This is a genomic window from Arthrobacter sp. AQ5-05 (assembly GCF_003287975.1).
In the GTDB taxonomy this organism is placed as follows: Bacteria; Actinomycetota; Actinomycetes; order Actinomycetales; family Micrococcaceae; genus Paeniglutamicibacter.
Genome location: NZ_QMKQ01000016.1, coordinates 1 through 17,211, shown reverse-complemented (window position 1 = coordinate 17,211; position 17,211 = coordinate 1). Strand labels below are relative to the sequence as shown.

General features: G+C 67.3%; 20 protein-coding genes. 17 read left to right on the top strand and 3 right to left on the bottom strand.

Annotation, left to right across the window (positions count from 1 at the left end; translation table 11 throughout):
* Positions 1-236 precede the first annotated feature (236 nt).
* The 5 genes from DQ353_RS21715 (at position 237) to DQ353_RS13830 (ending at position 2,670) form a co-directional block, all read left to right on the top strand.
* The gene (locus DQ353_RS21715) at positions 237-401 is read left to right on the top strand and encodes a hypothetical protein (RefSeq protein ID WP_181578402.1); all 165 of its coding nucleotides are present in this window, start codon (positions 237-239) and stop codon (positions 399-401) included.
* 86 nt (positions 402-487) lie between these two features.
* The gene (locus DQ353_RS13845; RefSeq protein ID WP_146755254.1) at positions 488-775 is read left to right on the top strand and encodes a hypothetical protein; all 288 of its coding nucleotides are present in this window, start codon (positions 488-490) and stop codon (positions 773-775) included.
* A gap of 178 nt (positions 776-953) precedes the next feature.
* Positions 954-1,619 carry a Pr6Pr family membrane protein gene (locus tag DQ353_RS13840; protein ID WP_113763327.1) on the top strand — a complete coding sequence of 222 codons (666 nt, stop codon included), beginning with the start codon at positions 954-956 and terminating at the stop codon, positions 1,617-1,619.
* Positions 1,620-1,708: 89 nt separating this feature from the next.
* On the top strand, positions 1,709-1,927 hold the full coding sequence (locus DQ353_RS13835) for a hypothetical protein (RefSeq protein WP_146755253.1): 219 nt from the start codon (positions 1,709-1,711) through the stop codon (positions 1,925-1,927).
* A 62-nt stretch (positions 1,928-1,989) separates the two neighbouring features.
* Entirely contained in the window at positions 1,990-2,670 is a 681-nt protein-coding gene (locus DQ353_RS13830) for a CE1759 family FMN reductase (protein ID WP_113763325.1), read from the top strand.
* Between the two features lie 16 nt (positions 2,671-2,686).
* Here the strand turns inward: DQ353_RS13830 and DQ353_RS13825 are convergent, their stop codons facing one another.
* Positions 2,687-3,892: a MalY/PatB family protein gene (locus DQ353_RS13825; RefSeq protein WP_113763324.1), complete on the bottom strand. Its 1,206-nt coding sequence runs from the start codon at positions 3,890-3,892 to the stop codon at positions 2,687-2,689.
* A 177-nt stretch (positions 3,893-4,069) separates the two neighbouring features.
* Here DQ353_RS13825 and DQ353_RS13820 point away from each other — a divergent pair, with 177 nt between their 5' ends.
* The 6 genes from DQ353_RS13820 (at position 4,070) to DQ353_RS13795 (ending at position 9,748) form a co-directional block, all read left to right on the top strand.
* Complete coding sequence (locus DQ353_RS13820; RefSeq protein WP_113763323.1) at positions 4,070-4,561, top strand: DUF6328 family protein; 492 nt, start codon at positions 4,070-4,072, stop codon at positions 4,559-4,561.
* 133 nt (positions 4,562-4,694) lie between these two features.
* Entirely contained in the window at positions 4,695-5,504 is an 810-nt protein-coding gene (locus tag DQ353_RS13815; protein ID WP_286166820.1) for a copper homeostasis protein CutC, read from the top strand.
* Positions 5,505-5,694: 190 nt separating this feature from the next.
* On the top strand, positions 5,695-6,480 hold the full coding sequence (gene hpaH / locus DQ353_RS13810; protein ID WP_113763393.1) for a 2-oxo-hept-4-ene-1,7-dioate hydratase: 786 nt from the start codon (positions 5,695-5,697) through the stop codon (positions 6,478-6,480).
* Entirely contained in the window at positions 6,465-7,280 is an 816-nt protein-coding gene (locus DQ353_RS13805; protein ID WP_181578400.1) for an aldolase/citrate lyase family protein, read from the top strand. The genes hpaH and DQ353_RS13805 overlap by 16 nt, the downstream gene beginning before the upstream one ends.
* Positions 7,281-7,606: 326 nt before the next feature.
* Positions 7,607-8,353, top strand: a complete 747-nt coding sequence (locus DQ353_RS13800; protein WP_113763322.1) for a sulfite exporter TauE/SafE family protein — start codon at positions 7,607-7,609, stop codon at positions 8,351-8,353.
* A 66-nt stretch (positions 8,354-8,419) separates the two neighbouring features.
* On the top strand, positions 8,420-9,748 hold the full coding sequence (locus DQ353_RS13795; RefSeq protein WP_113763321.1) for a cell division protein PerM: 1,329 nt from the start codon (positions 8,420-8,422) through the stop codon (positions 9,746-9,748).
* 7 nt (positions 9,749-9,755) lie between these two features.
* Here DQ353_RS13795 and DQ353_RS13790 read toward each other — a convergent pair whose 3' ends face one another.
* Together DQ353_RS13790 and DQ353_RS13785 are read right to left on the bottom strand one after the other, a co-directional pair.
* Positions 9,756-10,292 (bottom strand): DinB family protein, encoded by a 537-nt coding sequence (locus DQ353_RS13790; RefSeq protein ID WP_113763320.1) that lies wholly within the window; start codon positions 10,290-10,292, stop codon positions 9,756-9,758.
* Entirely contained in the window at positions 10,289-10,696 is a 408-nt protein-coding gene (locus tag DQ353_RS13785) for a hypothetical protein (protein ID WP_113763319.1), read from the bottom strand. The genes DQ353_RS13790 and DQ353_RS13785 overlap by 4 nt, the downstream gene beginning before the upstream one ends.
* A 156-nt stretch (positions 10,697-10,852) precedes the next feature.
* On the opposite strand from DQ353_RS13785, the gene DQ353_RS13780 reads away from it, so the two are divergent.
* The 6 genes from DQ353_RS13780 to purN all read left to right on the top strand — a co-directional run bounded on the left by DQ353_RS13780 (position 10,853) and on the right by purN (position 17,126).
* On the top strand, positions 10,853-12,379 hold the full coding sequence (locus DQ353_RS13780) for an ABC transporter substrate-binding protein (protein ID WP_113763318.1): 1,527 nt from the start codon (positions 10,853-10,855) through the stop codon (positions 12,377-12,379).
* A 10-nt stretch (positions 12,380-12,389) separates the two neighbouring features.
* Positions 12,390-13,349, top strand: coding sequence for an ABC transporter permease (locus DQ353_RS13775; RefSeq protein ID WP_113763317.1), 960 nt, complete (start codon positions 12,390-12,392; stop codon positions 13,347-13,349).
* Complete coding sequence (locus tag DQ353_RS13770; RefSeq protein WP_113763316.1) at positions 13,346-14,173, top strand: ABC transporter permease; 828 nt, start codon at positions 13,346-13,348, stop codon at positions 14,171-14,173. The genes DQ353_RS13775 and DQ353_RS13770 overlap by 4 nt, the downstream gene beginning before the upstream one ends.
* Positions 14,170-15,909: a dipeptide ABC transporter ATP-binding protein gene (locus tag DQ353_RS13765; RefSeq protein ID WP_113763315.1), complete on the top strand. Its 1,740-nt coding sequence runs from the start codon at positions 14,170-14,172 to the stop codon at positions 15,907-15,909. The genes DQ353_RS13770 and DQ353_RS13765 overlap by 4 nt, the downstream gene beginning before the upstream one ends.
* A 251-nt stretch (positions 15,910-16,160) precedes the next feature.
* Positions 16,161-16,460 (top strand): YbaK/EbsC family protein, encoded by a 300-nt coding sequence (locus DQ353_RS22335; RefSeq protein WP_286166829.1) that lies wholly within the window; start codon positions 16,161-16,163, stop codon positions 16,458-16,460.
* 60 nt (positions 16,461-16,520) lie between these two features.
* The gene (gene purN / locus DQ353_RS13755; protein WP_113763314.1) at positions 16,521-17,126 is read left to right on the top strand and encodes a phosphoribosylglycinamide formyltransferase; all 606 of its coding nucleotides are present in this window, start codon (positions 16,521-16,523) and stop codon (positions 17,124-17,126) included.
* Positions 17,127-17,211: the final 85 nt, after the last annotated feature.

The window sequence follows — 17,211 nt, the reverse complement described above, 5'->3', positions numbered from 1 at the left end:
CTCGGTGCCGACGGCGATTCGGCCGTAGCCAGGCTCGGGGTGTGCGCATTGTGGATCCCCATTCGAGCTTGGGCTTTTGCGGTTTCCTTCCTTGGCGAAGCGCCTTGGCCCCGAACGAATCCCCGGCCGATTGCTGTGGTTCCATGGATGGGACCCGATGCCGGCACCGGCCCCGAACGGCCCGGAAGCCACCACCGAAAATCATTGCCCTTGCTTTGGCGACTAAGGAGCGCGTGATGAGCAAAGAAACCAAGGTCCAGCCAGCCACCGACATCGTGCCCGGCGACTTGGCGGCGGCGCGGCCCAGAAGGCTGTCGCCTGACCAACTGCCGGACGGCTCGGGCAATGACGCGCCCAAGCGCCCGGGACCTGATGGCGAAGACCGCTTTGACGCGGGATAGCCCCGCATCATGGCGGAGGCCTCGCGCCCGAAGGGTGCGAATGACAGCAACATCCGGCCTAGAAAACATGAAGGGAGTGAAAAGTCATGACTCAAGATGCACACATTCCGGCACCACGTGAGGAACCCGAAGCAACGCCGAGGATTCCGAAGAGGCACCCCGCCCGCGGATTCATCGTGGGAGGGTCACTCACCGCACTGCTCTTCCTGCTGTTCATCATCACCGGCGGCGCCACTATGGGCGATGTGGTCAGCCCGCTGTGGATCGGGTTCATCATCGGCGTCCTGGTCGCGCTCCTCGGAGTCTTCCGCCTCGTGGGCGGCACCGAGGCCTTTGGCCTGGGCGACACGGAGCACAAACACCCGACGGCATAACGCCGTGCGGGCACACCATTGCGAAAGGCCGCCGTTCGGCACTCACCGGTCCGAACGGCGGCCTTTCCCTGCCCGGCGAGGGGAAAGTTCATGCGGTAGCCAAAGTGTCTTGGCCATGGTGTAACACCGTGGCGGTTTAGGCTATGGAGCAGTACCTAGAAAGGGACCTGCACCTGATATGAGACGCGTCTTGGCCTACCTGCTGCGAATTGGCGGAAGCATCGCCATCAGCGCCGCCGTGGTTGTGCAATTGCAACAAAGCATCACCAATGAAGGGTCGGGCCAGGGGGAAGTCGGCTTTGTCATCCAGAACTTCTTCTCGTTCTTCACCATCGAATCCAACGTCTTGGCGGCGATCGTCCTGTTCGTGGGCATCTTCACCTTGTCCGGGCGCCCCGAGCCCCGCGGTTGGAGCATGTTCCGGGCGGCAGTGACCGCGTACATGGCCACCACCGGGGTGGTCTACAGCCTGCTCTTGCGCGACATCGAGCTTCCCCAGGGTGCCACCGTTCCCTGGTCCAATGAAATTCTCCACGTCGTGGGGCCCTCCATCGTGGTGCTCGATTGGCTCATTGCCCCCGGGCGCCGGCGGCTGCACGCCAAGGCGCTCTGGGGGATCGTCGCCTTCCCGGTCCTGTGGGCGGGGTACACCCTGGCGCGCGGCGTGATGGTTCTCGACCCGCGCACCGACAACCCCTGGTACCCCTATCCATTCCTGGATCCGAACACGAGCCCGAACGGGTACTACTCGGTCGGCTTCTATGTGGTGCTGATTGCGATGGTCATCGGGGTCGTCGGCTCGGGGGTGCTGTGGATCAGCCGGGTCAGGCGCCGCACCGCGTAGCCGTGCCGCCGCGCCCTGGGATACCCTTGGGGGTATAGGTTTTGGGCTCGCCGAAGAGCGTGGAAGGCAACGGCAAGGGAAGTGGTGGAATGCGGGATCGGTTGATCTGGCTGGTGGTTGGCGTGATCCTTGCGGCCATGGCGGCGTCACTGTGGTCCGATGCGTGGGTCGCGGCCCTGGGGGCCGGGGCCGCGGCCGCATATTCCCTGCTGGCAGCCATCCGCGGGCGCTGCTTCGGCGACGTGTGTGCACTTCCGGCCGCGGAGCCGGAGCCGGCGGGCAAGGACCAGGAAGCCGCCCGGGAATGAAATGGCCACCCTCGTGGTTTTACATGCAAACACATGTACTCCATGAAAGGGAGCCACACACCGTGAGCCAAAACATCGTAGTCATCTCCGGCGGCCTGGGCACGCCGTCGACCTCTGGCCTGCTGGGCAAACAGCTCGGCGAATCCGCCGTGCGGGAACTGGCTGCCAAAGGCATCCAGGCCGATTTGACGGTCCTGGAGCTGCGTGACTACGCCAACGACATCACCAACAACCTGCTCACCGGGTACGCACCGCCGCGCCTGGCCGAGGCCATCGAGGCGGTCTCCGGCGCAGCGGGGTTGGTCGTGGTCTCCCCGGTATTCACCGCTTCGGTCTCCGGGCTCTTCAAGTCCTTCATCGACGTCCTGGATCCGGCCTCGCTCGATGACAAGCCGATGATCCTTGCCGCCACCGGCGGAAGTTCACGGCACAACCTGGTCGTCGACTACGCAATGCGCCCGATCTTCGCCTACCTGCGCGCCCGGATCATGCCCACCTCCATCTTCGCCTCGCCCGAGGACTGGGGAGCGGACCAGGGACACGGGGCACTTGCCGAACGCGAGCGCCGGGCCGGGGCCGAGCTGGCCCAGGCCATTGCCGGGCCCGGCGGATCGGCCGCCCGGACCCAGGACCTGGGCGACACCCGTTCGATCGCTCCGCGCGTGAGCGAGACCGCGAACCCGCGGGACAACATGACCTCGCTGCCGTTCGAGCAGCTGCTGGCCAACATCACGGCGGGTTAGACGGTAGATACCCGGGTTACTGGGCGAACTCCGGGTCGGTTGCGTCCTTGTTGTCGCAGCCGTCGACCGCGGCCCCCATGCGGTGGATCATCCCGCCCAGGACCGGATGCGGTGTGGCGAAGTTCAACCGGACGAATCCGCGCCCGCCGCTGCCGCAGGCGCTTCCGTTGATCAACGCGACCTGCGCCTCCTTGAGGAAGAACTGGGCCGGCCCGGGCTCGAGCACCAGCCGGGAGACATCCAGCCAGGCCAGGTAGGTGCCCTGCGGGGGAATGTAGCGAACCTGCGGCAGGTGCTCGGTGATGATCCCGGCCAGCAGCATCCTTGATTCGTCCAGGTAGCTGATCACCGAATCGAGCCAACCGGTGCCCGTGCGGTAGGCGGCGGTGGTTGCCGCCAGGCCCACGTTTGCCGCACCGTGCTCGGGGACATCTCCCACACGTGCCCACACCGTGCGGTCCACGTCGTTGGTCAGCACCAGCTGCGCGCACTTGAGGCCCGGCAGATTGAACGCCTTGGTGGCGGCGACCGCCGTGATCGAATGCGCCGCGGCCGCATCCGAAACCGTGGCATAGGGAATGTGCGTGGCACCGTCGAACACCAGCGGCGCATGGACCTCGTCGGCAAACACCCGCGAACCGGTGGCCTCGACCAGCTCGGAAATCGCCAACAGTTCCTCCCGCGTGTAGACCTTGCCGAGGGGATTGTGCGGATTGACCAACACCAGCAGTGCGCCGCCGGCCAAGGCACGCTCCAGGGCGCTCCAGTTGATCTCCCAGCCGGTTGGCGTGGGAACCATGGCTACCTGGATGGAGTCGCGCCCGAAGCGCGAGGCAGTGGAAATGAATGGCATGTAGGCCGGGGTGAGCAGCACCAGCGGGGCATCCGGGCGGTACCTGGGGGAAAAGTGCATGATCGCCGCATCCAGGGCCGAGGCCACGGAGTTCAGCGGGCGCACCTGCTCGGGGTCGACCTCCCAGGCATACCGGTTGTCCAACCAGGCCGCCGTGGCCTGCTGCATGTCGTGCACCAAGCGGGTCGGCGCATAGCCGATCAGGCCGTTGGCCAGGGTTTCCTGGGCCGCGGCGATGACGCCCGGAGCGGTCCCGAAATCCATTTCCGCCACCCAGGCGCCCAGCGATCCGCGGTACTCGGACCACTTCAGTGATCCGGTCTGGCGCAGTTGGTCAACGGTCAGCAGGTCGAAAGGGTGGGCGCTCATTCAGCCAGCTTAGACGCGTTCGCCGGCGAATGCTCCTGCCGTTTTTCTTTTCTTCTGCCCCCGGGGCGGCTTCTTCGGTAGGTTGGGAAGTCAAGAGGGCAAAAGACGAATCCGGCAAGAACCCCCGGACCCGTTTCGGGCCCCGGTCCATGGGTTGGTTGCCCGGGAGGGAGCACAATGAACGGGCGCAATGAAAGTGTCGAGGAGCGTCTGGACCGGAACTGGAACGAACTCATGCAGGAGCTGCGGGTCATGCAGACCGGCGCCCAGATCCTTGCCGCGTTCCTGGTGGTGCTGCCGTTCCAGACCGGCTTCGCCTCGCTGGGACACCCGGAACGGGCCTTCTACCTGGTCCTCTTGGTGTTCTCCGCACTGCTCATCGTCCTGCTGGTCACCCCGGTGGCGGTGCACCGGCATTTCTTCGGCCAGCGCGTGAAGGTCACCACGGTGCGCATGGGCCACCTGATTTCCAAGATCGTGATCATCGGGGTCGGCGTCCTGGTGGCCGGGTGCGTGTGGTTCGTGGTGCAGGTCCTCTACGGCTGGGTGGCCGGGACACTGGTGGGAGGTCTGGTGATGCTGGCGGCGGTCTTCCTGCTGGTCGTCCTGCCGCGGATCATCAAGCCCAAGTCCTCGGTCCCGGTCCTGCCGACCGACGGCGACGGGTAGCGCAGCGACCCGATAGCATGGCAAATGGAGCTTGGGGCAGAAGCATCCAGGTTCTGGGTAACCGGTTTGATGCCCCTGGCCCATGCCACCACTCGGAGCCAAGCACAGATACGAGAATCGAGCGACAGCGCCCATGAGCATCGAAGACCCTGCCGGGGGCTTGCCCCGTCCGGCTGACGGCATGGAACCCGAATCGGGCCATTTGGCTGTTCGGGCGAAACTTGAGATCGCGGTCCAGGATGCGGCCGGAGCCAGGATCGCCCTGGAGAACGGCGCGGACCGAGTCGAGCTGTGCACCGCATTGGGCATGGGCGGGCTGACACCCACCCTGGGCACCATCGAGGCGGTGGTTGCGGTCGGAATCGGCGTGCATGTGCTGATCCGCCCGCGCGGCGGCGGCTACACCTACACCCCTGACGAAATCGAGCTGATGGCCGCCGACATCACCCACGCCGCACACGCCGGGGCCGCCGGGATCGTGATCGGCGCACTGGCCGAGGGCGACACCGCGCTGGACCTGCCGGTGCTCTCCACCCTGGTTGCCGCCGCCCACCTGGTGAACCGGGACATCGAAATCACCGTCCACCGCTGCGTGGACGTGCTGTTGGAAAACGGCATGCCGATTGCCGAGCTCGTTGCGCAGCTGCGCACCGTGGGCGCACACCGGATCCTGACCTCCGGCGGGGCCCCGGCCTCGGGCGCCGGCGCGGAAGTGCTGCACCGGTTGCGCACCGAGGCTGCGGGCAGCCCACAGATCCAGGCAGGCGGCGGCGTGCGGATCGAGGACATCCCCGCCCTGGCTTCGCTGGATGGCGTCCACCTCTCGGCGCGCACCCAGAACACCCGGGGCGCCTCGGGCCCCGGAGGCGGGGAATCGGCATTCGACGTGACCAGCCCCGGGCTGGTCGCCGCGGCCGCCGCCGCCCTATCCCAGGCCCGGTAGCACCTGGATCGACCGGACCGCGGACGTTCCCGAGTTGTCGGGGGCGTCCGCGGTGCTGCATCCGGCCTTGACACGAGGACGCGCGGAATGTGACTTGGGCTACGCATTGGCTAGCATGTTCACGTGTGGCCCGGGAATCTTGAAGCGGCCACAGCACCAAAACAAGATCTCCGGAAGGGCCCAGTCCAGCATGCTCAATGATGAGACCATCACCCAGATAGCCGACGAACTCGTGCAGGCGGGCCACGACCGCGTGCCGGTCAAGCGACTGACCGCCCGCTTCCCCGAGATGACCGTCGATGATTCCTACAAGGTCCAAAACCTCTGGCGCCGCCGCTCGGAGGCCAACGGCCGCACCCTGGCCGGACGCAAGATCGGCTTGACCTCCCGTGCCATGCAGATGGCCACGGGCATCACCGAACCCGACTACGGCATCATCTTCGATGACATGGTGCTGGACTCGGGCTGCAGCATCGAATGGGACAAGTACACCCACCCGCGCGTGGAAATGGAGCTGGCGTTCAAGCTCAACAAGGACATCGAGGGGCCAAACGCCAATATCTTCGACGTGCTCAACGCCACCGAGTACGTCATCCCGGCCCTCGAGATCCTTGACTCGCGCATCGAGATGGAGGGCCGCACCATCGTGGACACCATCTCCGACAACGCGGCCATGGGCGCCATGGTCATCGGCGGGAACCCGATGAAGCCGGCCGACATCGACCTGCGCTGGGTCGCCGGGATCCTGTTCAAGAACCAGGTCGTCGAGGAAACCGGCGTCGCCGCCGGCGTGCTGAACCACCCGGCGGCCGGTGTCTACTGGCTGGCCAACAAGATCGCCGTCCACGGCGACAAGCTCAACGCCGGGGAAATCATCCTGGCCGGCTCCTTCACCCGCCCGATGTGGGTGGACAAGGGAGATACGGTCTTTGCCGACTACGGACGAATGGGGACCGTGACATGCCATTTCTCATAGAACCCGACCCGTCCTTCAAGGACGCGCTGCACCACGCCGATCGCGCGCTGGCCGGCATCTGGGTATGCTCCGGTTCCCCTCTGGTCGCCGAGATCTGCGCCGGTGCAGGCTTCGACTGGATCTTCATCGATGCCGAGCACTCGCCCAACGGGCTCGAGTCGATTCTGGGCCAGCTGCAGTCGGTGCGCGGATACCCGGTCATCCCGGTGGTTCGTCCGCCGGTCAACGACACCGTGATGATCAAGCAATACCTCGATCTGGGCGTGCAGTCGCTGATCATCCCCATGGTCAACAACGCCGCCGAGGCCCGCGCCGCGGTGGCGGCCTGCCACTACCCGCCGATGGGTGTGCGCGGCGTCGGTTCGGCGCTGGCCCGCTCGGCCCGCTGGAACCGCGTCCCGGACTACCTGACCCGCGCCGGGGAAACGCTGACCCTGATGCTGCAGATCGAATCGGCCGAGGCGGTGGCCAACGTCAAGGAGATCGTGGAAACCGAAGGCGTGGACGGGATCTTCATCGGCCCCTCCGACCTGGCCGCCTCGATGGGCGTGATCGGGCAGCAGGACCACCCTGACGTCGTCGCCGCGGTGGAGCGGGCCATTGCCGTGGGCCGGGCCGCCGGGAAGTACGTTGGCGTCAATGCCTTTGCGGAAGCCTCGGCCCACCGCTACATCGAACTCGGGGCCCACTATGTGGGTGTCGGGGCCGACGTGGCGCTGTTGGCCCGCGGCACCGAGTCACTTGCGGCCAAGTTCCTGCCCGGCGCCGGAAGCCAGGCCGGGGCCCCGGCCAGCTACTGACCAAACCGGGCAGCGCCCCGGAGCACCAGGCAAACGGTTCTGCGGGAGGTTCGGTCCTCGTGCGGGGCCGCTTGTTCCATGTCCGCTCCAGGGCGCTTGGAAGGCTCCCCGGGGCAGGTGGAAAGTAGGCAACAATCTAGATCCACAAAACCAACATTTTAGATCGAGGTCGATCCATTCCCGGAACCTTGCGGTTTCTGCCAGTTCCTGAAATCGAAAGAATTAGATCGGCCTGCCCAGGATTTCAGATCCGGCGCCGCCGACCGGTCCGCTGGAAGCCGACCGACCGTCACAAACGCGCGGCCACAAGAGATAGGCTCGATCGAATGGAACTTCCCCTCATCTTGCTCGTGCTTGGCATGGTTGTGCTCGGTGCCATCGCGCAGCGCGTGGCGGGGCTCGGTTTCGCGATGCTCGTCTCCCCGTTTCTGGTCCTCGCCCTGGGCGCGCACCAGGGGGTGTTCCTGGTGAACATCTGCGGCGTGGTCTCCTCGGCGATCATCGTCCCGCGAGTCTGGAAGGACATCGACTGGTCGATGTTCCGCTGGCTGTGCTCCTTCAGCGTTGTCGGCTCGGTGGCCGGGGCACTGCTGGCCGGGGGCCTGCCCCAGGCCCCGCTTTCGATCGTGGTCGGTTCCACGGTGCTCGCCGCGCTGCTGCTTTCCCTGATCCTGGTGCGCGCGAACGTGACCGTCACCGGGCAGGTACCCAAGGCCGGCGCCGGGTTCCTCTCCGGGCTCACCAATGCCCTGGCCGGGGTCGGGGGACCTGCGGTGAGCGCCTACGCGGTGCTCGCCCGCTGGCCCCAGCGCCCCTTCGCCGCGACCCTGCAGCCCTTCTTCGTGGTGACCGGAGCGGTCACCGTGGCCATGAAATTCATCACCGCTCCGGACCAGTTGCCGCCGCTGCCCGGATGGGCCTGGATCGCGGTTGCCGTATTCATCGGTGGCGGGGTGCTCATCGGCGAGCAGGTCCAACGCGTGGTCACCGACCGGCACGCACGATTCTTCGTGCTTTGCTTTGCCTTCTTCGGTGCCGTCACGGCGTTGGTCAGCGGATTGCGCGCGCTCTAACGCCAGGGTGCGCGTAAACGCGTCAATCAGGGCCGCAGGCACGCATCGATGGCACGATTGGAAGCAATGAGTGAGAAGAAAAAGCAGCCGCCCGCCGCGGCGGCATTGAACGCGGCACGCCAACGGCTGAGCACCGGCTGGCCCATGCCGTTGTTCCTACAGGGAGCCTTCGAATTCCTGCAGGCCGCCCTGTTCTCGGCCTTCCTCGTGGTCATCCCGTGGTTCGCCGTGTGGTTCAGCGGAGGCTTTGCGGACCGCAGCATCGAATCGGTGCTGAAGATGGGCGGACAGATCTGGCTGCTGATCCATGCGGTCCCGCTGCACCTGCTGCAGGTGGGCACCGGCACAGACCCCTCCGAGGGCTCCGGGCTGCTGGATTTCACCCCGCTGGGACTCACCCTGATCCCGTTCTTCCTGTGCTGGCGCGCCGGGCGGCGCATTGCGCGGGCCTCCTACACCGACTCGTTGTGGCAGGGCATCCTCGGGGCGCTGGGCGTCTACCTGCTCTGCGGGCTGTTCACCGGATTCCTGGTGAACAACGAGGAAGCCTCGGTTTCGCTGCTGGCCGCCACCCTCATCCCCGCCATCCCTGCAGGTGCCGGGGTGGTCATCGGTGCCCGCCGCGAGGCCGGATCCTGGGGCCGGCTGATCGGCTTCGACGCCGCGGCCTGGATCGCCAAGACCTCCCAGCATTCTCGCTGGGCCGGGTCCTATGTGTGGGCGGTGCTGTGCGGCGGCACCCTGGCCTACATGCTCACCTTTGCGCTGTCCTCGCTCCTGCTGGCCATCAACCTGGGTGTGCACTGGGTCGATGTTTCCAACGTCTACCAGCAGCTGCGCCCCGGGCCCATCGGCTCGGCCGTGCTGACCATGGGCCAGCTGGGCATCATGCCCAACCTGGCCCTGTGGACACTGGCCTGGATCACCGGCGGCGGCTTCACCCTGGGGGTGGGCAGCACGCTGTCCACGCTGGAAACCACCGTGGGCCCGCTGCCGGCGGTCCCGGTGCTCGCGGCGCTGCCCTCCGGGGACCTGGCCTACGCCTGGGCGTTCATGGGCCTGCCGGTGCTGGCCGGGATGCTGGCCGGCTGGTACTTCCTGCGGGTGGGGGAGAACCACCTGGACGACTGGGTCTCCAAGCGCATCCGTTCCCGCTGGGCCTCCCTGGGCCTGTCAACCGTGGCCCTGGGCGTGTTCGTCGGTGCCTTCGCCGGGGCGCTGTCGCTGGTGGGTTCCTGGCTGTCCGGCGGCTCGCTGGGCATCGGGCGGTTCACCGAGGTGGGGCCGGATGTCCTGATGACCGCGCTGCTGCTGGCTGCCGAGGTCGCCCTGGGCACAGCCATCGGATACCTCATCTCCCCGTTGCTGGAGCACGACCCGGTGCTCGACGGCTAGATCCGTCCTAGCTGCGGGCCACGCCCAGGTCGTGGTGCAGGTGGTGGGCCGCGTCGTGCCAGGCGTACTGGGCCAGCGTGGCGGTGGTGAACACCGCGCCGTTGGACCGGGTGCCCATCCGCGGGAGCTGCGCATCGGTCAGCGCCTCCAACGCCCCGGCGAAGGCCAGCGAGGCTTCCTCGAGCATCCGGGCGACCTCGAGGACCGGGATCGAGGCGTAGTCGTTCGCGACGGCCGCCGCGTCCTGGTCCCAGTTCGCGAACAACGGGGCGTCCTTCTCGACGATCAGCGCCAGGCGCTCGGTCATCACCTGATACATCTGGGCCACGTGGGCCGCGTATTCGTGCGCGCTCCACACCATCGGCGAGGGCCGGGTGCCCGCGCCGGGGGAGCCCAGCACCTCGGCAAAGCGCCCGGAGGCCTCGCGCACCAAGGCGGCGACCTGCGCCGTGCTCAGCGCCCGCACATCGATCCCGCACTCGTCGCAGGTTTCGTTCAGCACCAGGGTCCAGTCCTTGGTGTCGGGCATGATTTGTTCGCTCATTTCAAGATCCTCAATTCACTTGGGTCCAGTTGTTTCTTGAATTCCTGGCTGCATGCCGCCTGCGAGCGCAGCGTCAAGGCGTCGCGCTGGCATTGCTGGTATTGCAGGGACGGCCCGTAGAAGGCCAGCTGCCCGGCCAGCGGCAACGCGAAGAGCCCGCAGGCCAGCGTCGCGACGGGAGCGGCGATCCGCAGCATGCCGGCGGCGGGGTTCCGCCACGCCAGCACGCAGGTGATGGCCCCGACGACGGTTCCGGCCACCGCGAAAGGCAGCCCGCCCAGCCGCCACGGCAGCGGCAGGTACCAGAAGCACAGGGCGCAGGCCATGGCCGCGATGGTGGCCGCGACCCAGCCAAGGAGCGGGCGCGCGGGATCGGATGCCCCATTGGTCGTGTTGCTGCCCATATCTTCCACACTAGACCCGATGGGTCCGATCTTTCAGGGAATGGGTTAGCACCGGGCCCCTGTGCGTACGATAATGGTTTGTCAGCGGTGCTTTCGCACCACGGGCGGCGCCCGGCGCCGGCCCACCCCCAGGCACCTCGAAGGAATGATGGTTCGATGCAGGCAATCTTGACGGCCCGACGTGGCAGGCGGGGTGCACGGCTTGCCGCCGTGCTTGCTGCCCTGCTGATGCTGGCGGCCTGCAGCGCCGGATCCACCGGCGGGGCACCGGTGAACAAGGACAAGCTCGTGGTTGCGCTGACCGGCGAGCCGGTGAACCTGGACTTCACCACCACGGCCGGGGCAGCGATCCCGCAGGCCATGATGGCCAACGTGTACGAGGGCCTGGTGACCCTGGACCAGACCGGCGCGATCCGCCCGCTGCTGGCCACGAAGTGGGAAACCAGCAACATGAACAAGTCCTACACCTTCACCCTGGTCGAGGGCGCGACATTCTCCAACGGGGCGGCCTTCGAGGCCGAAGACGTGAAGTTCTCCATTGAACGGGTCAAGTCCGCGGCGTGGCTCAACGGGCTGAAGTCCAAGATGGACGATGTCCAAGACGTGGTGGTCAATTCGGCGACCTCGGTCACGGTGAACCTTGCCCGTCCCTCGCAGGCCTGGCTGTACTCGATGACCACGCTGGTCGGGGCCATGTTCGACCCCTCGGGCGTGGACGATCTGGCCAACAACCCGGTGGGCACCGGACCCTACAAGCTTGCCTCCTGGGCGCGCGGTGAATCGATCAACCTGGTCGCCCGCCCCGACTACTGGGGCACCGCCCCGGGCATCAAGGACGTGTCCCTGCGCTACTTCGCCGACGCCATCGCGACCACCAACGCGCTGTCCTCCGGGGACGTGGATGTCATCTACAACATGCAGGCCCCCGAACTGCTCTCCTCCTTCGAGTCCAACCCCGCCTACCAGGTGCTTGAGGGCACCTCCAACGGCGAGGTCATCCTCTCGATGAACAACAAGGCCAAGCCCTTCAACGACAAGCGGGTGCGCCAGGCGGTGCTCTACGCCATCGACCGAAAGGCCGTGCGCGACACCGCCTGGAACGGGCTGGGAACCTTGGTCGGCGGGCCGGTCCCGCCCACCGACCCGTATTACGAGGACCTCAACGACCGCTACCCCTTCGATCCGGCCAAGGCCCGAGCCCTGCTGCAGGAAGCCGGGGCCCAGGACCTGAAGATCACCTTCACGGTGCCCACCCGCCCGTATGCCACCGCGGTCTCGGAGATCGTCCAGTCGCAGCTGCGCGACGTGGGCATCGACGCGAAGATCGCCTCCGCCGAGTTCCCGGCCGTGTGGCTGGACCAGGTCTTCACGAGCCACGACTACCAGATGTCGGTGATCCTGGCCGTGGAGGCCCGGGACCTGTTGACCATGTTCGACGACCCCAACTACTACATCGGCTACGACAACTCCAAGATCAAGGACGAGGCCGCCGCCGCCGACGCGAGCGACGAGGCGAACTACGTGGAGGGCATGAAGAACGTGGTGCGCACCATCGTGGACGATGCCCCGGTGGACACGCTGTTCATCTTCCCGAACATCTCGGTGGCCAAGGCGGGGATCAGCGGGCTGGGGGCCAACTCGGTCACCGAGGCGCTGAACCTCGCGCCCATCGCCTGGTCCTAGGGCGGCGCACATGCTGGTGCGCATTGCGGGGAACCTCGCACGCTTCGTGCTGTCCCTGCTGGCGGCCACCCTGGCGGTCTTCGCGCTGATGCGCGTGCTGCCCGGGGACCCGGCGGCCATCGCCGCCGGGGAAAACGCCACCCCCGAGGTGGTTGCCGGTCTGGCGAAGCAATTCGGCACCGACAGGCCGCTTCCGGTGCAGTACTGGGACTGGTTTTCCGGGCTCTGGCGCGGGGACTTCGGGGTCTCCTACGTGACCCGGACCGACATCTCGCCGCTGGTGGCGGACAAGGTGCAGGTCTCGCTGATCCTGGTGACCCTGGCCATGGCCCTCGCGCTGGCGATCGCGATCCCGGCCGGGACCATTGCCGCGGTGCGGCACAACAAGCCCTCCGGTGCGGTGATCGCCGCGGCCAGCCAGCTGGGCATCGCGGTTCCCGGCTTCCTGCTGGGCATCGTGCTGGTCTCCTTCTTCGCGCTGCGCCTGGGCTGGCTGCCGGCCAACGGCTGGGTGGCCCCGGGGGTCGACTTCGCCGGGTTCCTGGCCCGGCTGGTGTTGCCGGTCATTGCGCTGGCCGGGGTGCAGTCCGCGATCCTGGTGCGCTACGTGCGCTCCGCGGTGCTGGAGGTCATGCACGAGGACTACCTGCGCACCGCCCGGGCCAAGGGCCTGTCCCCGCTGGGGGCGCTGGTGCGGCACGGGCTGCGCAATGCCGCGATCCCGGTATTGACGGTGACTTCCGTGCAGTTTTCCGCGCTGATCATCGGGGCCGTGGTCATCGAACGGGTCTTCGTGATCCCGGGTCTGGGCTCGATGCTGCTTTCCGCGGTGGGAAACCGGGACCTGCTCACCGTCCAGTCGGTGGTGATGGTGCTGGTGGCCATCACCCTGGTGGTGAACCTGTTGGTGGACGTGCTGTACACCATCGTTGACCCGCGCATCCGCGCCGCCGCACAGGGAGAGAGATGAGAAACACCCGACCCACCCCCGCGTTTCTCGTCGGCGCGGCGATCGTGGCCCTGATTGCTGCCACTGCCCTGCTCTCCTTCTTCTTTACGCCCTTTGACCCGTTGCAGGTCAATGCGCCGGCGCGGCTGCAGGGCCCGAGCCTGCAGCATTGGCTGGGCACCGACAACCTGGGCCGCGACCTGCTCTCACGCATCCTGGTCGGGGCACGGATCACGCTGCTGGTCGGGGTGGTCTCGGTCGGCATCGCGGTGCTCATCGGCACCCCGGTGGGCATCTGGGCCGGGATGCGCCGCGGCGCGGTGGAGGAGATCACCATGCGCGGCGCCGACATCCTGCTGGCCTTCCCCGCGCTGCTGCTGGCCATCATGTTCGCCGCGATCTACGGCGCCTCCACCGTCTCGGCGATGGCGGCGATCGGGCTTGCCTCGGTGCCCGGCTTCGCCCGGGTGGCCCGCGCCGGGACGCTGCAGGTCATGAACGCCGAATACGTGTTGGCGGCCCGGGCCGCGGCCCAGCGCCCGGTGCGCATTGCCGCCCGCCACGTGCTGCCCAACATCACCGGGATGCTGCTGATCCAGTGCTCGGTGACCTTCGCCCTGGCGGTGCTGGCCGAGGCCGCACTGTCCTTCCTGGGCCTGGGCACGCCCCCGCCGGTGCCTTCCTGGGGGCGGATGCTGCAGGAATCCCAGCAATACTGGGGCACCTTCCCTGCCATGGCGCTGTGGCCCGGCCTGGCGATCGCGTCGGCCGTGATGGGCTTCAACCTGCTCGGGGACGGATTGCGCGACTGGCTGGACCCGAAGCTGGGCAGGGGCAAGGCATGAGCCAAGGCAACGAAATCCAAGAAGAGCCGCTGCTGCGCGTCGAAAACCTGGGCATCACCGCCGGGGACACCCCGCTGGTGACCGAGCTGTCCTTCTCCATGGCCTCCGGCGAGCGTATCGGGTTGATCGGCGAATCCGGGTCCGGCAAGTCCCTGACCGCCACGGCCCTGCTGGGCCTGCTCCCTGACGAGCTGACGCCCAGCGGCAGCGCGCACCTGCGCGGTTTCGCTCCGGACCTGTTCACGGCCGGGGACAAGGCCATGAGGGGGCTGCGCGGGGATGAGATCTCGATGGTCTTCCAGGAGCCGCTCTCGGCACTGAACCCGCTGATGAAAATCGGCGCGCAGGTCGCCGAGGTGATGCTGGTGCACCGCACCGTGCCCACCCGGGCCGCGGCCCAACGGCGCGCGATCGAGCTGCTGGCCTCGGTGAAGATCCCCGATCCGGCCCAGGCCGCCGGGGCCTACCCGCACCAGCTCTCGGGCGGGCAGCGCCAGCGCGTCATGATCGCGATGGCCCTGGCCAACGACCCGCAGCTGCTGCTGGCCGACGAGCCGACCACGGCGCTGGATGTCACGGTGCAGTCCCAGGTCTTGGAGCTGATTTCCGCCCAGGTGCGCGAGCGCGGCACCGGGCTGCTGTTCATCACCCACGACCTGGCCGTGGTCGCCAACATGTGCACCAGGGTGCTGGTGCTGAACAAGGGCAGGCTGGTGGAATCCGGGGACATCGAGAAGATCTTCACGGCCCCGGCCCACCCGTACACCCGGGCGCTGCTGGCCGCCAGCGACATCTCGGCCACCGATGCACGCGGCCGGCTGTTCACCGTGGACACCGCCGCCGGCTACGTGCCCCCGGCGCTGCGCACCGAGGTTGCCAAGGGCCCCGCCGCCGGTGCGCCGGAGCGGTCCGTGCGGCCGGCCGGGGAAGCGCTGATCACCGCCACGAACCTGGACCGGACCTACCACCGCGCCCGCACCAGGGCCTTTGGCCCGCGCCCCGTGGTCAAGGCCTTGGACGATGTCAGCTTCAGCATTGCTGCCGGGGAACGGGTGGGCATCGTGGGGGAGTCCGGCTCGGGCAAGTCCACGCTGCTGCGCATCCTGGCCGGGCTGGATGCCCCGAGCACCGGCAGCGCGGTGGTGGCCGGGACCGAGGTCGCCGGCGCCAGGGAGGCGGATCTGGCGCCGTTGCGCCGCCAACTGCAGATCGTCTTCCAGGACCCGATGGGTTCGCTGGACCCGCGGATGAAGGTCTCCGACATCATTGCCGAGCCGCTGCTGGTGCCAGGCCAAAAGCTCGATGCCCGCGGGCGCGAGGCTGCGGTGCACCAGATGCTCGGGCTCGTGGGCCTGGAACCGGAGTCCGCGTCCCGCTACCCGCACCAGTTCTCCGGCGGGCAGCGCCAGCGCATCTCCATCGCCAGGGCCCTGGTGAACCGCCCGAGCATCCTGGTGGCCGACGAGCCGGTTTCCGCGCTGGATGTCTCGGTGCGCGCCCAGGTGCTGAACCTGATCGCGGACCTGGTGGACGAGTACGCGCTGACGCTGCTTATGGTCTCCCACGACCTCTCGGTGGTGCGCCACCTGTGCGAGCGGGTCATCGTGATGAAGGACGGGCGGATTGTGGAGTCCGGGGACACCGAGCAGATCTACAACGACCCCGTCCATCCCTACACGGCACAGCTGGTGGCCAGCTCGCTGGATTTGGCCCGGGAATTGGCGCCGAACCCGTAGGGTGGCGGGCATGGAACTTGGAGACCTGGAATTCGCCCCCGCCCTTGCCGCGTCCGGGCTGGTTGCCGCACCCGTGCAGCGGGCGCTGGGCGACCTGGAACCTGGTGCCGTGCTGGCCAGTGCCATCGATCCGGGACTGGCCGACACCGCCGCGTTCTGCGAGCACTACAAGATTGCCCCGGAACAGGGGGCGAACTGCGTGATCGTCCAGGCCCAGCGCGGGGAGCGGACCTGGCTCGCCGCGGCCCTTGGTGCTGGGCAGCGACAGGCTGGATGTGAACTCCGCGGTGCGCAAGGCGCTGGGGGCCAAGAAGGTCTCCTTCGCGCCGATGGACATTGCCGTGGAACTCACCGGCATGGAATACGGCGGCATCACCCCGATCGGCCTGCCCGACTCCCGGCCGCTGCTCATCGATTCCGTGGTGGCCGCGGCCGGGCACCTGGTCATCGGCAGCGGTATCCGCGGTTCGAAAATCCTCACCTCCGGCGCCGCGCCGGCGTCCCTGCCAGGCGCCGAGGTCCTGCCTCCGGCCAAGGAACAAGATCAGTGATGCGTTGCATGCCTTGTGTATACACAACCACGGAGGTCTGGACGCACTAAACTGGTACCCATGCGCATCGTAGTTCTTGTCTCCGGCACCGGGTCCAACCTCCAGTCCGTCATCGACGCCGTCGCCGACGGGTCGCTGAAAAACGTGGAAATCGCCGCCGTCGGTGCCGACAAGCACGGCACCCGTGGCGTGGAACGCTCCGCGGCCGCCGGCATCGAGACCTTCGTGGTGAACTTCAAGGACTATGCCGAGCGCGCGGACTGGAACCATGCGCTGACCGAAAAGTGCCTGTCCTACGAGCCCGACTACGTCGTCTCCTCCGGCTTCATGCGCATTGTCGGGGAGGAATTCATCAACGCCTTCGACGGCACCTACATCAACACGCACCCGGCCCTGCTGCCGTCCTTCCCCGGCGCCCACGGCGTCCGCGACGCCATGGCGTACGGGGTCAAGGTCACCGGCTGCACCGTGCACATCGCCGACGCCGGCGTGGACACCGGCCCGATCCTGCGCCAGGAAGCCGTGGCGATCGAGGACGACGACACCGAGGAGTCGCTGCACGAGCGCATCAAGGTCGTCGAACGCCGCCTGCTCATCGCCACGCTGGCCGATTTGGCCGCGAAGTATGGCGGTCATAGTTCAAAAGCGGTTCCGAAAAAAGATTGATCCCGGCGCGTTAATCCTGTCCTGTATCCTGCGACAGTGTTAATTTTGGGCTATGCGAACCCCACAACTCAGCGATGAAGAGCGC

Bases quoted from the DNA above. Each gene is read 5' to 3' on its own strand.
- purN (WP_113763314.1), top strand. From the start codon at position 16,521: ATGCGCATCGTAGTTCTTGTCTCCGGCACCGGGTCCAACCTCCAGTCC.
- DQ353_RS21715 (WP_181578402.1), top strand. From the start codon at position 237: ATGAGCAAAGAAACCAAGGTCCAGCCAGCCACCGACATCGTGCCCGGC.
- DQ353_RS13840 (WP_113763327.1), top strand. From the start codon at position 954: ATGAGACGCGTCTTGGCCTACCTGCTGCGAATTGGCGGAAGCATCGCC.
- DQ353_RS13770 (WP_113763316.1), top strand. From the start codon at position 13,346: ATGAGAAACACCCGACCCACCCCCGCGTTTCTCGTCGGCGCGGCGATC.
- DQ353_RS13815 (WP_286166820.1), top strand. From the start codon at position 4,695: ATGAGCATCGAAGACCCTGCCGGGGGCTTGCCCCGTCCGGCTGACGGC.
- DQ353_RS13845 (WP_146755254.1), top strand. From the start codon at position 488: ATGACTCAAGATGCACACATTCCGGCACCACGTGAGGAACCCGAAGCA.
- hpaH (WP_113763393.1), top strand. From the start codon at position 5,695: ATGCTCAATGATGAGACCATCACCCAGATAGCCGACGAACTCGTGCAG.
- DQ353_RS13765 (WP_113763315.1), top strand. From the start codon at position 14,170: ATGAGCCAAGGCAACGAAATCCAAGAAGAGCCGCTGCTGCGCGTCGAA.
- DQ353_RS13795 (WP_113763321.1), top strand. From the start codon at position 8,420: ATGAGTGAGAAGAAAAAGCAGCCGCCCGCCGCGGCGGCATTGAACGCG.
- DQ353_RS13805 (WP_181578400.1), top strand. From the start codon at position 6,465: ATGCCATTTCTCATAGAACCCGACCCGTCCTTCAAGGACGCGCTGCAC.
- DQ353_RS13780 (WP_113763318.1), top strand. From the start codon at position 10,853: ATGCAGGCAATCTTGACGGCCCGACGTGGCAGGCGGGGTGCACGGCTT.
- DQ353_RS13835 (WP_146755253.1), top strand. From the start codon at position 1,709: ATGCGGGATCGGTTGATCTGGCTGGTGGTTGGCGTGATCCTTGCGGCC.
- DQ353_RS13790 (WP_113763320.1), bottom strand. From the start codon at position 10,292: ATGAGCGAACAAATCATGCCCGACACCAAGGACTGGACCCTGGTGCTG.
- DQ353_RS13825 (WP_113763324.1), bottom strand. From the start codon at position 3,892: ATGAGCGCCCACCCTTTCGACCTGCTGACCGTTGACCAACTGCGCCAG.
- DQ353_RS13800 (WP_113763322.1), top strand. From the start codon at position 7,607: ATGGAACTTCCCCTCATCTTGCTCGTGCTTGGCATGGTTGTGCTCGGT.
- DQ353_RS13820 (WP_113763323.1), top strand. From the start codon at position 4,070: ATGAACGGGCGCAATGAAAGTGTCGAGGAGCGTCTGGACCGGAACTGG.
- DQ353_RS13785 (WP_113763319.1), bottom strand. From the start codon at position 10,696: ATGGGCAGCAACACGACCAATGGGGCATCCGATCCCGCGCGCCCGCTC.
- DQ353_RS13775 (WP_113763317.1), top strand. From the start codon at position 12,390: ATGCTGGTGCGCATTGCGGGGAACCTCGCACGCTTCGTGCTGTCCCTG.